Annotated in this window: 15 protein-coding genes; 11 read left to right on the forward strand and 4 right to left on the reverse strand. The window is 64.3% G+C overall.

The window, feature by feature from the left end:
- The first annotated feature begins 216 nt into the window (after positions 1-216).
- Positions 217-441, forward strand: a complete 225-nt coding sequence (locus QZ497_RS19155) for a DUF6555 family protein (RefSeq protein ID WP_295478068.1) — start codon at positions 217-219, stop codon at positions 439-441.
- Between the two features lie 15 nt (positions 442-456).
- On the opposite strand, the gene QZ497_RS19160 is transcribed toward QZ497_RS19155, so the two are convergent.
- On the reverse strand, positions 457-951 hold the full coding sequence (locus tag QZ497_RS19160; protein WP_295478070.1) for a DUF3828 domain-containing protein: 495 nt from the start codon (positions 949-951) through the stop codon (positions 457-459).
- A gap of 191 nt (positions 952-1,142) precedes the next feature.
- Here QZ497_RS19160 and QZ497_RS19165 point away from each other — a divergent pair, with 191 nt between their 5' ends.
- Positions 1,143-1,730, forward strand: a complete 588-nt coding sequence (locus QZ497_RS19165) for a LysE family translocator (RefSeq protein ID WP_295478073.1) — start codon at positions 1,143-1,145, stop codon at positions 1,728-1,730.
- Between the two features lie 7 nt (positions 1,731-1,737).
- Here the strand turns inward: QZ497_RS19165 and QZ497_RS19170 are convergent, their stop codons facing one another.
- Positions 1,738-2,562, reverse strand: coding sequence for an AraC family transcriptional regulator (locus tag QZ497_RS19170; protein WP_295478076.1), 825 nt, complete (start codon positions 2,560-2,562; stop codon positions 1,738-1,740).
- A 154-nt stretch (positions 2,563-2,716) separates the two neighbouring features.
- Between QZ497_RS19170 and QZ497_RS19175 the strand changes: the two genes are divergently transcribed.
- Entirely contained in the window at positions 2,717-3,394 is a 678-nt protein-coding gene (locus QZ497_RS19175; RefSeq protein ID WP_295478079.1) for a type 1 glutamine amidotransferase domain-containing protein, read from the forward strand.
- Between the two features lie 54 nt (positions 3,395-3,448).
- Here the strand turns inward: QZ497_RS19175 and QZ497_RS19180 are convergent, their stop codons facing one another.
- The gene (locus tag QZ497_RS19180; RefSeq protein ID WP_295478081.1) at positions 3,449-3,751 is read right to left on the reverse strand and encodes an RcnB family protein; all 303 of its coding nucleotides are present in this window, start codon (positions 3,749-3,751) and stop codon (positions 3,449-3,451) included.
- Between the two features lie 109 nt (positions 3,752-3,860).
- Positions 3,861-4,718 (reverse strand): SDR family oxidoreductase, encoded by an 858-nt coding sequence (locus QZ497_RS19185; protein ID WP_295478084.1) that lies wholly within the window; start codon positions 4,716-4,718, stop codon positions 3,861-3,863.
- A gap of 84 nt (positions 4,719-4,802) precedes the next feature.
- Here QZ497_RS19185 and QZ497_RS19190 point away from each other — a divergent pair, with 84 nt between their 5' ends.
- The 8 genes from QZ497_RS19190 to QZ497_RS19225 form a co-directional block, all read left to right on the forward strand.
- On the forward strand, positions 4,803-5,213 hold the full coding sequence (locus QZ497_RS19190) for a helix-turn-helix domain-containing protein (RefSeq protein WP_295478087.1): 411 nt from the start codon (positions 4,803-4,805) through the stop codon (positions 5,211-5,213).
- Between the two features lie 89 nt (positions 5,214-5,302).
- Positions 5,303-7,021: a ubiquinone-dependent pyruvate dehydrogenase gene (gene poxB / locus QZ497_RS19195; protein WP_295478090.1), complete on the forward strand. Its 1,719-nt coding sequence runs from the start codon at positions 5,303-5,305 to the stop codon at positions 7,019-7,021.
- A 211-nt stretch (positions 7,022-7,232) separates the two neighbouring features.
- Complete coding sequence (locus QZ497_RS19200) at positions 7,233-8,150, forward strand: LysR substrate-binding domain-containing protein (RefSeq protein WP_295478092.1); 918 nt, start codon at positions 7,233-7,235, stop codon at positions 8,148-8,150.
- A gap of 130 nt (positions 8,151-8,280) precedes the next feature.
- Positions 8,281-8,901, forward strand: a complete 621-nt coding sequence (locus tag QZ497_RS19205) for an antibiotic biosynthesis monooxygenase (protein ID WP_295478095.1) — start codon at positions 8,281-8,283, stop codon at positions 8,899-8,901.
- Between the two features lie 133 nt (positions 8,902-9,034).
- Complete coding sequence (locus QZ497_RS19210) at positions 9,035-10,876, forward strand: amidohydrolase (protein ID WP_295478107.1); 1,842 nt, start codon at positions 9,035-9,037, stop codon at positions 10,874-10,876.
- A 71-nt stretch (positions 10,877-10,947) separates the two neighbouring features.
- Positions 10,948-11,574 (forward strand): isochorismate family cysteine hydrolase YcaC, encoded by a 627-nt coding sequence (ycaC, locus tag QZ497_RS19215; protein WP_295478098.1) that lies wholly within the window; start codon positions 10,948-10,950, stop codon positions 11,572-11,574.
- Between the two features lie 58 nt (positions 11,575-11,632).
- Complete coding sequence (locus QZ497_RS19220; RefSeq protein WP_295478101.1) at positions 11,633-12,184, forward strand: antibiotic biosynthesis monooxygenase; 552 nt, start codon at positions 11,633-11,635, stop codon at positions 12,182-12,184.
- Positions 12,185-12,252: 68 nt separating this feature from the next.
- Positions 12,253-12,746 (forward strand): amidohydrolase family protein (locus QZ497_RS19225; RefSeq protein WP_295478104.1); only part of this gene is annotated, 494 nt, incomplete at its 3' end.

Here is a 12,746-nt window from a genome sequence, read left to right on the forward strand (position 1 = left end):
AGCTCGCTGATCGACAGCCTGGAAAAAAATGGAATCTTTCGCGGAGCTTGCAGGTCCCTTACTTCGCAGTGTCCTGTCACGCAACCAAGGACTGTATCGATAGACAAACGTTGCGGGTTCACGTCGGGGGCGACGTGGACTGCTGTCGATCAGACCTGCCAATGGGAGGGCGTGACCAGGCACAGGATCATCAAGATAAGGGAGGCAATGCCATTAATGGCCCAGGAAAAACACTACCGGATCGACTACTTGTTGAACGGCGCTTTCAAGAGTTTCTACATCCGAGCCAAGCACATGGACAACGCCGAAGCCTGGCACCACGCAAGCGTGGACGCCGGCCTGGCGCGAATTCCAAAATACCGCCTGGAGCGAGTGCCGCGCGTCTCCAAGCCTTACGCTGAACACTTCGGTATCACCAATGTGGAGTGGAGCCAGGCGTAAGTTGTCATCCGTCGGTCAGTCACCGTCGTAGGGAAACTCCTGGAGGGCATCGAGCAGGGGACGGTCACCCGGTCCCTGCAGGTTGTCCAGGACCCAGCACTGGCTGGCGGGGCTTTTCACCAGCAGCAGGCGGGTAGTCTGTTCGACCCCCTGCTGCGCAGGCGCATTCTTGTAGCCGAGCAGGTAGCTCATCTCTACCACAGCCTGACCATCGGCATTGGACACCTGTTTCCAGGTCACCGGCTGTTGCACTTCGCCGTCCTGGGCATCGGTCCAGGGATCAGCCGAGATGGCGCACAGATCCCCGTTGGCCTGGCAGGCCCAATCCTTCTTCAACCAGTCCAGCAGATTGGCCGACAGGTACTGCGGCCCGCCCTTGCCCTTGACGTAGAAGTCGGCGTGCTGGGTGAAAATCCAGCGTGCGGTGTCGGCAGGTGTGTTCGCCGGGCAGGCGGCCAGCGCCGGTGCGGAGAGGCTGAAGGCGGCAGCGAATGCGAGGGCTTTGTACATGGAGTGGACTCGGTAAGAGGACAACGATGGCGGCATGCCGCCCATAACTGGCATTTGTAGAGCTAAACGATAAAAAAGCAAGAGGCGAGCAGGGCGGGCGTCCCCGCGCTGCAGGGTAATTTCCTTCAATACCCCCGCGCGGCCGCTCGCTACCTTGCCAGGGTCGTTTTCGATTCTGGTGAGGCAGACAGATGAGTGTATTGATTTCCATGGCCACCTTTGCGCTGGCGTCGTCCATTACCCCCGGCCCGGTGAACATCGTGGCGCTCAGCGCGGGGTTGCGTTTCGGCTTCGGCGCCAGCATGCGCCATGTGCTGGGTGCCACCTTGGGCTTCACGCTGCTGCTGGTGCTGATCGGCTTCGGCCTGCACGAGACCTTGCAGCAATGGCCGTTCCTGACGCGTGGCATCCAATGGGCCGGTGTGGCCTTTTTGCTGTACATGGCCTGTAAACTGGCCACCGACGACGGCCGCTTGAGCGTCGAGCACGCCAGGGCTCGGCCGACGATGCTGACCGGGGCCATCATGCAATGGCTCAACCCCAAGGCCTGGCTGGCCTGTATCGCCGGTATGGGGGCCTTCGTCGGCGACGGGCAAGCCGTGCTGATCTGGCAGTTTGCCGGGCTGTATCTGGTGATCTGCTACCTGTCGCTGGGCTGCTGGGCCTATGCGGGCGCCAGGTTGAGCCGTTACCTGGACCGCCCGGCGCGGATTCGCGGCTTCAACCGCTGCATGGCTGCATCGTTGCTGGGCTGTGCGGGTTATCTGCTGTTGCCTTGACGACCCGTTACAGGCGGTATTGCCCGGGCGTCGCGGCCAGGTGTTTCTTGAACTCGCGCTGCAGGTGCGCCTGGTCGGCAAAGCCGGTGTCGCAGGCCACGTCGGCGATCAGCTGGCCGTCGCGCAGCTGGCGTTGAGCCTGCTGGATACGCCGGTTGAGCAGGTAGGCGTGGGGCGTCATGTGGTAGCGCTGCTCGAAGGCGCGGATCAGGTAGGAGGGCGACAGGCTCGCCGCCTGGCAGATGTCCTGCAGACGCAGGGGCTGGCGGAAGTGCGCATCGATGTACTCGGCGGCCCGTTCGATGCGCGGCGCGGGTTTGTCGGTAGCCGGTCGAATGCCACCCAGCTGGCGGTACATGAGGTCGAAGAACTCTACAGCGGCACACTGCTTGTGCAGGATCGCCACCTGGCTGTCTACCAGCGTGTCGTACAGGGCCAGCAGTGCGCTGAACAACACCGGATCCTGACTGTGCGAGGGCGCCAGTGGCTGGAAGGCCGTGCCTTCGCCATCGGGCTGGATGTCGGCCAGCCATTGCGGGTCGACGTAGAGCATGATGTAGGACCAGGGCTGGTCGTCGATGGGATTGCAGGCGTGGACCTGGCCGGGGTTCATCAGTACCACAGTGCCGGCCTGAATGCGCGTGGTGGTTTTTTCCAGACGGTAGAGATTGCAGCCTGAGGTGATCGCGCCGATCGAGAAGATCCGGTGCGAATGCGGTGCATAGCAGACCTGGCGGCCATCGCCGACCGAGCGGGCTTCGATGAATGGCAGCTCGGCGTCGCGCCAGAAGTAGGGCTTGTGCGCTGCGAGGTGAGCGGTCGCGCTGGACATGCAGGCCTCCTGGGTTGACGGAACCCGCAGGGTAGCCCGATTGGCCCATGCAGGTCACGCGGGTTGACACGCCGGGCGAACTTGCCGGACTTTTAACGGCCTCAATAGCATCTCGGTTGCCATCGGGGCGACCGCCGAGCCCATGGAGCTTGTTATGAAAGTACTGATGGTCCTGACCTCCCACGACCAGCTGGGCGACACCGGCCACAAGACCGGCTTCTGGCTGGAAGAGTTCGCTGCGCCGTATTACGTGTTCAAGGACGCGGGGGCCGAGGTGGTGTTGGCGTCACCGGCCGGCGGCCAGCCGCCGCTGGACCCCAAGAGCGACCAGCCCGAGTTCCAGACCGAGCTGACCCACCGCTTCAAGGCCGACCCGGCCGCGCAGCAGGCCCTGGCCAGCACGCTGCGCCTGGATGCGGTGAAGGCGGACGACTATGACACGGTGTTCTACCCCGGTGGCCACGGCCCGTTGTGGGACCTCGCCGAGTCGCCGGTGTCCATTGCGCTGATCGAGGCCTTCGACCGTTCCAGCAAGCCGATTGGCTTCGTCTGCCATGCGCCGGGCGTGCTGCGCCATGTCAAGAACGCCGATGGCCAGCCACTGGTCAAGGGGCGCCGGGTGACCGGCTTCAGCAATGCTGAAGAGGCCGATGTGCAGCTCACCGAGGTCGTACCGTTCCTGCTGGAGGACGAGTTCCAGCGTCAGGGCGCGCAGTACCAGAAAGGCCCGAACTGGGCATCCTACGTGGTCGAGGACGGGCGCCTGATCACGGGCCAGAACCCGGCCAGCTCCGAGGCAGCGGCCAAGGCGCTGCTCAATCGCTTGCGCTGATTGCGCAGAAATGACAAGGGCGTGCCAGGCACGCCCTTGTTTTTTGCAGCCGTTTCACTTCTTGACCGGCACGATCTCCATGATCCGGTTGTTGGTGATCTGTACCCGTACGTACTTGTCTTTGACCTGCACCCACTGGCTTTCTTTCTCGGGCTCTGGCAATCCCTTGGCCTTCCAGTCGATGGCAGCGCTTTCACGATCCGAGTCCGCTGGCGCTTTTTCACCCACTTTCAGTTCCGAGGGATGGAGCGCGCCACCCTTGGGTTCGGCTTCGGTCTGCTGGGCGGCGACGGCCAGTCGGGTGCCGCACAGGGCACCGGCCAGGGTCAGGGCGGCGATCAGTGGAATGCTTTTCATGCTGTGTCCCTCTTCAGTCTGCAAAATGGCGGCTGTATGCCATGCCTACAGAGTGGGACCCGCGACAACTCAAATCATTCATCTCGATTCACTGCCTTGCCGATTTGGCTCAGCCTTGCAGCGCGCTGGCCAGGGTCTGCTGCCAAGGCGTGGTGGGACGGCCGATCAGCCGGCTCAAGGCCCGGCTGTCATCGAACAGCCCGCCTTGCGCGGCACCGACGTCGGAGTCGGCCAGCAGCTCGGCGTAAATGGCCGGCAGCCCGGCCTTGAGCAGTGCGGCCTGATAGTCGGCCTGGGGCAGGTCGACATAAGGCAGTGGCTGGCCGGTCAGGCGTGCGGCCTCGGCGGCGAACTCGGCCAGGGTGTAGCTCGTGTCGCCACCCAGCTCGATGTGCTCGCCAATGGGGGGCTGGGCGGTCAGCAGCACAGCTGCCGCAGCGGCAGCGTAGTCGGCTCGGCTTGCGGAGCTGATGCGCCCCTCGCCGGCAGCGCCGTAGAGACTGCCCAGTTGCAAGGCCGTGGGGATACCGGCGGCATAGTTCTCGGTATACCAGCCATTGCGCAGCACCACGAACGGCACGCCACTGGCCTGCAGGTAGCGCTCGGTGCCAGCGTGCTCTTCGCCCAGTGCCAATGGTGAACGGTCGGCATGCAACAGGCTGGTGTAGACCAGCAGCGCGGTACCGGCGCGTTGTGCGGCATCGATCACCGCCTGGTGCTGGGGCAGGCGCTGGCCGACTTCGCTGGACGATACCAGCAGGACTTTCTCGGCACCCTGCAGGGCGCTGTCCAGCGTGGCGGGCTGGTTGTAGTCGGCCTGGCGCACCTGCACGCCGAGCGCCTTGAGGTCGGCCGCCTTGTCCGGGCTGCGTACGGCGGCGACGATCTGCTGCGCGGGGAGCTTTTCCAGCAACTGTTCGATGACCAGGCGGCCCAGCTGGCCGGTGGCTCCGGTAACGACGATCATGGTGAATCCTCTGCTTCTGTGGGGATGTGCGCAGACTAATTCGTGTGCTAACTTTTAGTAAGTACGTACAAAAAGGTTAGTGCCATGTCTGATTCTTCTGCTTCTTCTCCGTCGCTGTTTGCCCAGGCCATGCTTGGCCGACCTGGCGAGCTGCTTGCCAGTGAATGCCCGTCGCGCTCGGCGCTGGCACATGTGTGCAGTCGCTGGGGCGTGCTGGTACTGGTGGTGTTGCGTGAAGGCATGCACCGCTTCAGCGAGCTGCGCCGCAAGATCGGCGGGGTCAGCGAGAAAATGCTCGCCCAGACCTTGCAGCAGCTGGAACAGGACGGCTTCGTCGAGCGCCGGGCACTGCCGGTAGTACCACCGCATGTCGAATACCGGCTGACACCGATGGGCGAGGAGGTGGCCGCGCTGGTCGACGGGCTGGCCAGCTGGATCGAGGACAACCTGCCGCGCATCCTTGAAGCACGCGAGGCCGCCAGCCAGATGGCCTGACGCAGCTTTTTGGAACTGTAGGACGCAGCGGGCGGTCGAGAAAACCATACCGCTCACGCCTTTCTTGCGCATTCATACAGGAAGCCTGCATGTCCAAGACCATCGCCGACTATCTCGCACTTAGCCTCGCCGCTTCTGGCGTCACCGACATCTGGGGCGTTTCGGGGGACAGCCTGAACGGGCTGTCCGATAGCTTGCGACGCCTGAAAACCATCAACTGGCGGCACACCCGCCACGAAGAAGCCGCAGCGTTCGCCGCTGGCGCGCAGGCAGCGGCCAGCGGGCGCTTGGCGGTGTGTGCGGGCAGTTGCGGGCCGGGCAACTTGCACCTGATCAACGGCCTGTACGACTGCCAGCGCAGCCGGGTGCCGGTGCTGGCCATCGCCGCGCACATTCCGTCGTCCGAAATCGGCCTGGAGTATTTTCAGGAAACCCACCCGCAAGCGTTGTTCAAGGAGTGCAGTCACTTCGTCGAACTGGTCAGCAGTGCCGAGCAGTTCCCCAGGGTTCTGGAGCGCGCCATGCGCGCGGCGGTTCATCAGCAGGGTGTGGCAGTCATCGTGCTGCCCGGTGACGTCGCCTTGCAGCCGGCGCCCGAGGCGCCGCTGTGCAAGGTCGAGGCCTTGCGCCCGCAGGTGCTGCCGGCTGAAAGCGAACTGCAGGCCCTGGCGCAACTGCTCGATGGCAGCAAGGCAGTGACCCTGCTGTGCGGTGCCGGTTGCGCCGAGGCCCACGACCAGGTGGTGGCCCTGGCCGAGCGGCTCAAGGCCCCGGTGGTGCATGCCTTGCGCGGCAAGCAGTACATCGAATACGACAACCCCTTCGACGTGGGCATGACCGGGTTGATCGGCTTCAGCTCCGGTTACCACGCCATGCTCAACTGCGACACCCTGGTGATTCTCGGCAGCAGCTTCCCGTACCGGAATTTCTACCCGGAAAAGGCCAAGGTGGTGCAGATCGATCTCGACCCGACCCAGCTCGGCCGCCGTGTGCCGGTCGACCTCGGCCTGGTCGGCAATGTGCGCGACACCCTGGAGGCGCTGTTGCCGCGCCTCAAGCCACATGACGATCGGCGCTTCCTGGACAAGGCGCTCAAGCATTACGCGAAATCCCGCGCCGAGCTGGACGAGCTGGCCACGCCGACGCCGGCCGGCCAGCCGATCCATCCGCAGTACCTGACGCGTATGGTCGACCAGCTGGCCGATGATGATGCGTTGTTCACCGTCGACGTCGGCACCCCGACCCTGTGGGCGGCGCGCTATCTGCACATGAACGGCAAGCGCGGGCTGCTCGGTTCCTTCAGCCATGGTTCCATGGCCAATGCCATGCCCCAGGCGCTGGGCGCGCAAGTGGCGTTTCCCCAGCGCCAGGTGGTGGCGCTGTGCGGTGATGGTGGTCTGTCGATGATGCTCGGCGACCTGCTGAGCGTTCGCCAGCTGAACCTGCCGGTGAAAATGGTGGTGTTCAACAACAGCTCGCTGGGTTTCGTCGATATGGAAATGAAAGCCGGCGGCTATGTGCCGTTCGGCACCGATCTGCACCCCACCGAGTTCATCGGCATCGCGCTGGGCGCTGGCATCCTCGGCATTCGCGTGGACAGCGCCGAGCAGCTGCCGGCGGCGTTGCGCCGCGCCTTCGATCATCCCGGCCCGGTGCTGCTCGACGTGGTGGTTGCCAAGCAGGAGCTGGCCATGCCGCCGAAGATCAAGCTGGCCCAGGCCAAGGGCTTCAGCCTGTACATGCTCAAGGCGGTGCTGAGTGGGCGAGGCAGCGAGGTGCTGGAGCTGGCCAAGACCAACCTGCGCTAGCCGCAATGCTGGTCATTCAGGCCGGGTAAGCGGCTTCAGCCGCGAAGCGAGCGCATGTTCATAACAGCGGATAGGCTGATCCTGCCGGCCTCTCACGGCTGAAGCCGCTTGTGCCGGCGTTGCAAGGCACATGCATACAAGCCCATGCGGCGACTTTCGTGCCTACTGATGCAAAGCCTTGCCTTCGCACATCAGAGCCCGGAAGCCGCCCATGAACCGTAACGACCTGCGCCGTGTCGACCTCAACCTGCTGGTGATCTTCGAAGCGCTGATGTTCGAGCGCAACCTGACCCGCGTGGCGGAAAAGCTGTTCATCGGCCAGCCAGCGGTGAGTGCCGCGCTGGGGCGGTTGCGTGACCTGTTCGACGATCAGTTGCTGCTGCGCAATGGCCGGGTGATGGAGCCGACGGCGCGGGCACTGGACATCCTCAAGGAAATCCGCCCGGCACTGGATACCATCTCCGGCGCCGTGAGCCGTGCCAAGGATTTCGATCCGGCGAGCAGTACCGAGGTGTTTCGCATCGGCCTGTCGGACGACGCCGAGTTCGGTCTGCTGCCACCGCTCATGGCGCGTCTGCGTGAGGAGGCACCGGGGATCATCGTGGTGATCCGCCGTGCCAACTACCTGCTGCTGCCGTCACTGCTGGCCAGTGGCGAGATTTCCGTGGGCGTGAGCTGGACCGTCGACCTGCCGGCCAATGCCAAGCGCAAGAAACTGCGCGACATTCCCTGCAAGGTGATTCGTGGTGACGCGCGCCCCGAACCGCTGACGCTGGACGACTACTGCTCGCGCCCGCATGCCATGGTGTCGTTCTCCGGCGACCTGTGCGGCAATATCGATCTGGACCTGGCCAAGGTCGGCCGCACACGCAAGGTGGTGCTGGCGGTGCCGCAGTTCAATGGCTTGCGTGCGCTGCTGGCGGGCACCGAGATGATTGCCACCGTCCCGGACTATGCCGCCTGTCCGCTGGTGGAAGGCAGTCGCCTGCGCGCCGAGGACCCGCCGTTCCCTATCGATCCGGCCGAGCTGTCGATGGTCTGGAGCGGGGTGCACGACAACGATCCGGCCGAACGCTGGTTGCGCGCGCGCATTCAGGAATACATGTCCGCGCCGCTGCCCATCGGGTGAGTGTTTCACCTCCAACACGGCACATGCGTCCAATTACCGCAGGCTGATCGGCGGCACCATCACTCTCGAATCGACCCAGGCCGCCCGACTGGCCTGGTGTCCCGACCGATGAGTCATGGAGCCGCCGGAAATGCCCGATACCTCTCGTCTCGACGCCAAGGCGAGCGAGCCCAGCGTCGAAGTCGTCACCCTGGTGATCCGCCACCGGATCAAGGCAGGGCACGAGTCGCACTACGAACAGTGGCTCAAACGCATCGTCGCCATTGCCAGCCAGACCCCCGGGCACCTGGGTGTGGATGTGATGCGCGGACGCAATGGCGGCCTGCAGGCATTCACCTCGGTGTTGCGCTTCGCCTCCACCGAGGCCATGCAGCAGTGGCTGGACTCTGACCAGCGGCGCGAGCTGGTGCGCGAGGCCGCGCCTATGCTGGCCGATGGGGACCAGACCCAGGTCGCGCCGCACAGTGAGTTCTGGTTCAACCCCGGTTTCGACGAGCAGCCACCGCCCCCGCGCTGGAAGCAGGCCGTGGTGTCGTACCTGGTGATCCTGCCTCTCAGCCTGCTGGTGCCACTGTTGTGGCAGCCCGTACTGGCGCTGCGTCCCTGGCTGTCGAGCTATTTCATGAGCAACGTGCTCATCACCCTGACCATCGTCCTGCTGGTGGTGTACCTGATGATGCCGGCCGCCACCCGGCTGTGCGCTGGCTGGCTCAATGCTTCTGCCAACGACAGGAAGTCGACCCATGAGTGACGACAAGACCGATCTGCAGCGGCGGCGCTTCATCGCCAACAGTTCGCTGCTCAGCGCGGCGGCGGCGATCCTGCCTGCCTTCTCGTTCGCCGGCCAGTCCGGCACCTCCCCATCTTCTGCCAAAGGTACTGCGATGAATAATGTCGAACTGATCCTGTTCAACGGCAAGTTCCACACCGTTGACCGCGAGAATCCCAAGGCCAGCGCGGTGGCCATCAGCGGCGGACGTTTCGTCGCGGTGGGCAGCGAAGCCGAGGTCATGGCCCTGCGCGGCAGCGCCACCCAGGTCATCGACCTCAAGGGGCGTACGGTGATCCCGGGCCTCAACGACTCGCACCTGCACCTGATCCGCGGCGGCCTGAACTACAACCTGGAGCTGCGTTGGGAAGGCGTGCCCTCGGTGGCCGATGCCCTGCGCATGCTCAAGGATCAGGCAGCGCGCACGCCCTCGCCGCAATGGGTCCGTGTAGTCGGCGGCTGGAACGAATTCCAGTTCGCCGAGAAGCGCATGCCGACTCTCGACGAAATCAACCAGGCGGCGCCGGACACGCCGGTGTTCCTGCTGCATCTCTACGACCGCGCCTTGCTCAACCGTGCCGCGTTGCGCGTGGTGGGCTACACCCGAGACACGCCGAACCCGCCGGGCGGTGAAATCGTCCGCGACGCCAACGGCAACCCCACCGGCATGCTGGTGGCCAAGCCCAACGCGATGATCCTCTACGCCACCCTGGCCAAGGGGCCGAAGCTGCCGCTGGACTATCAGGTCAACTCCACCCGGCAGTTCATGCGCGAGCTGAACCGCCTGGGCATCACCAGTTGCATCGACGCCGGTGGCGGTTTCCAGAACTACCCCGACGACTACGTGGTGATCGAGCAGTTGAACCGCGAAAAACAGCTGACCGTGCGCATTGCCTACAACCTGTTCACCCAGAAGCCCAAGGAAGAACTGGCCGACTTCAAGAATTGGACCAGCAGCGTGACCCTGCACCAGGGCAACGACTTCTTCCGCCACAACGGGGCAGGGGAGATGCTGACCTTCTCGGCGGCCGACTTCGAAGATTTCCGTGAACCGCGCCCGGACCTGCCTGGCGACATGGAGAACGACCTGGAGCCGGTGGTGCGTCATCTGGTCGAACACCGTTGGCCGTTCCGCCTGCATGCCACCTACGACGAGTCGATCAGCCGCATGCTGGACGTCTTCGAGAAGGTCGACCGCGACATTCCGTTCAACGGCCTGCCGTGGTTCTTCGACCATTGCGAGACCATTACCCCGCGCAATATCGAACGGGTACGCGCGCTGGGTGGCGGCATCGCCATCCAGGACCGCATGGCCTTCCAGGGGGAGTATTTCGTCGAGCGCTACGGTGCCAAGGCCGCTGAGGCGACGCCGCCGATCAAGCGCATGCTCGCCGAAGGCGTGCCGGTGGGGGCTGGTACCGACGCCACCCGGGTGTCGAGCTACAACCCCTGGACTTCCCTGTACTGGATGGTCAGCGGACGCACCGTCGGCGGCCTGGAACTGTATCCGGAAGGTCTGCCGCGGGAAACCGCGCTGGAGCTGTTCACCCACGGCAGCGCCTGGTTCTCCTCCGAGCAGGGCAAGAAGGGCCAGATCCGTGTCGGCCAACTGGCTGACCTGACCGCGCTGTCGGCGGACTTCTTCAGTGTCGAGCCCGAAGCCATCAAGTGGATCGAATCGGTGCTGACCATCGTCGACGGCAAGGTGGTGTACGGCGCCGACGACTTCGAACCCCTGGGGCCCAAGCGCCTGCCGGTACTGCCGGACTGGTCGCCGGTGGCCAAGGTCCAGGGCCATTGGCGGCCGGCCTCGCCGGTGCTGGCACAGGTTCACCAATGCAGCGGGCCGTGCACCGTGCACGCCCATAGCCACGAGAAGGCGCGTCTGTCCAATGCCCCGGTGAGCGACTTCCAGGGCTTCTGGGGCGCGTTCGGCTGTTCCTGCTTCGCGTTCTGATTTGCGTCACCTGCGTGCAAACCCGCCGGGCCGATCAGCGGCCCGGTTCAATCCCGAAGAAGGAGTCCATCATGAGTACCCCGTACAAACGCTTGAACAAAGATGATGCCGCCGTACTGCTGGTCGATCACCAGACCGGCCTGATCTCCCTGGTTCAGGACTTCTCGCCCAACGAGTTCAAGAACAACGTGCTGGCCCTGGGTGACCTGGCCAAGTTCTTCAACCTGCCGACCATCCTCACCACCAGCTTCGAGCAAGGCCCCAACGGCCCGCTGGTGCCAGAGCTCAAGGCACTGTTCCCGGACGCGCCCTACATCGCCCGCCCTGGCCAGATCAACGCCTGGGACAACGAGGACTTCGTCAAGGCGGTGAAGGCCACCGGCAAGAAACAGCTGATCATCGCCGGTGTGGTAACTGAAGTGTGCGTGGCCTTCCCGGCGCTGTCGGCCCTGGCCGAAGACTTCGAAGTGTTCGTGGTGGCCGATGCCTCCGGCACCTTCAACGAGATGACCCGCGATGCCGCCTGGCGCCGGATGGAAGCTGCCGGTGCACAACTGATGACCTGGTTCGGCGTGGCCTGCGAGCTGCACCGCGACTGGCGCAACGATGTCGAAGGGCTGGCCGCGCTGTGCTCCAACCACATTCCGGACTACCGCAACCTGATCACCAGCTACAACGCCCTCACCGCTGGCAAGTGACCCACCCCGCCAGGCGCCACCCACGGCGCCTGGTCAAACTTTGCTCAGGTATTCAGCGATGAACAACAGCAGCGTGGTCACCCTGGTGATCCAGCACAAAGTCCGGGCCGATGCCCTGGCGCACTACGAGACCTGGTTGCGTCGTACCGTCGGTGTTGCCCGCCGCCAGCCTGGTCATCTGGACGTGAACGTGATTCGTCCGGATGACAATGGCGGCCAGTTCACCACCGTGGTGCGTTTTGCCGATGCAGGGCAACTGCGTGCCTGGGTCGATTCACCGGAGCGCCAGCGCCTGGTCGCCGAAGTGCTGCCGCTGCTGGAAGAGGGTGACCAGACCCGTATCCACGAAGATCCGGAGTTCTGGTTCACCCCGTCCAGCACGCCAGCCACACAGCCTGCGCGCTGGAAGCAGGCGGTGCTCACTTATCTGGTGATCTGCCCGATGACCCTGCTGGTGCCCCAGTTGCTGGCGCCGCTGTTCGCAAAGGTGCCGCCGCTGGGCGGGCCGTTGGCCAGCAACTTGCTGGTCAACCTGTGCGTCATCCTCCCGGTGGTGTTCTTCATCATGCCGTGGGTGACGCGCCGCTGCGCCGGATGGCTGCGCCGTTGAGCGCACGCCTGACGATCCACTGCTAGCGTTCAATCGCCTGCCGATCACCCCACCGGACGGAGAGCACCATGAACCAGGATCCCACCGACAAGAGTCGCCGCCGTTTTCTCGCCAACAGCACCCTGCTCGGTGCGGCCGGCGCGCTCTGGTCCGCACTGCCCTTCACCGATTCCGCCCATGCCGACATTTCAGGAGATCCCATGACCGCAGACCTCATTCTGTTCAACGGCAAGCTGCACACCGTCGACCGTGAAAACCCCACAGCTACCGCCGTGGCCATCAAGGACGGGCGCTTCGTCGCCGTGGGCAGCGATGCCGAGGCCATGGCCCACAAGGGCAACAGCACGCAGATCATCGACTTGAAGCAGCGCACGGTGATCCCCGGCCTGAACGACTCGCACCTGCACCTGATCCGCGGCGGCCTGAACTACAACCTCGAACTGCGCTGGGAAGGCGTGCCATCGTTGGCCGACGCCCTGCGCATGCTCAAGGAGCAGGCCTTGCGCACACCCACGCCGCAATGGGTACGGGTGGTGGGTGGCTGGAACGAATTCCAGTTCGC

The sequence above is a fragment of the uncultured Pseudomonas sp. genome (assembly GCF_913777995.1).
GTDB lineage: Bacteria > Pseudomonadota > Gammaproteobacteria > Pseudomonadales > Pseudomonadaceae > Aquipseudomonas.

What these genes read in the sequence shown, in the direction of transcription:
- QZ497_RS19155 (WP_295478068.1), top strand. Translation starts at nt 217, where the DNA reads ATGGCCCAGGAAAAACACTACCGGATCGACTACTTGTTGAACGGCGCT.
- QZ497_RS19160 (WP_295478070.1), bottom strand. Translation starts at nt 951, where the DNA reads ATGTACAAAGCCCTCGCATTCGCTGCCGCCTTCAGCCTCTCCGCACCG.
- QZ497_RS19165 (WP_295478073.1), top strand. Translation starts at nt 1,143, where the DNA reads ATGAGTGTATTGATTTCCATGGCCACCTTTGCGCTGGCGTCGTCCATT.
- QZ497_RS19170 (WP_295478076.1), bottom strand. Translation starts at nt 2,562, where the DNA reads ATGTCCAGCGCGACCGCTCACCTCGCAGCGCACAAGCCCTACTTCTGG.
- QZ497_RS19175 (WP_295478079.1), top strand. Translation starts at nt 2,717, where the DNA reads ATGAAAGTACTGATGGTCCTGACCTCCCACGACCAGCTGGGCGACACC.
- QZ497_RS19180 (WP_295478081.1), bottom strand. Translation starts at nt 3,751, where the DNA reads ATGAAAAGCATTCCACTGATCGCCGCCCTGACCCTGGCCGGTGCCCTG.
- QZ497_RS19185 (WP_295478084.1), bottom strand. Translation starts at nt 4,718, where the DNA reads ATGATCGTCGTTACCGGAGCCACCGGCCAGCTGGGCCGCCTGGTCATC.
- QZ497_RS19190 (WP_295478087.1), top strand. Translation starts at nt 4,803, where the DNA reads ATGTCTGATTCTTCTGCTTCTTCTCCGTCGCTGTTTGCCCAGGCCATG.
- poxB (WP_295478090.1), top strand. Translation starts at nt 5,303, where the DNA reads ATGTCCAAGACCATCGCCGACTATCTCGCACTTAGCCTCGCCGCTTCT.
- QZ497_RS19200 (WP_295478092.1), top strand. Translation starts at nt 7,233, where the DNA reads ATGAACCGTAACGACCTGCGCCGTGTCGACCTCAACCTGCTGGTGATC.
- QZ497_RS19205 (WP_295478095.1), top strand. Translation starts at nt 8,281, where the DNA reads ATGCCCGATACCTCTCGTCTCGACGCCAAGGCGAGCGAGCCCAGCGTC.
- QZ497_RS19210 (WP_295478107.1), top strand. Translation starts at nt 9,035, where the DNA reads ATGAATAATGTCGAACTGATCCTGTTCAACGGCAAGTTCCACACCGTT.
- ycaC (WP_295478098.1), top strand. Translation starts at nt 10,948, where the DNA reads ATGAGTACCCCGTACAAACGCTTGAACAAAGATGATGCCGCCGTACTG.
- QZ497_RS19220 (WP_295478101.1), top strand. Translation starts at nt 11,633, where the DNA reads ATGAACAACAGCAGCGTGGTCACCCTGGTGATCCAGCACAAAGTCCGG.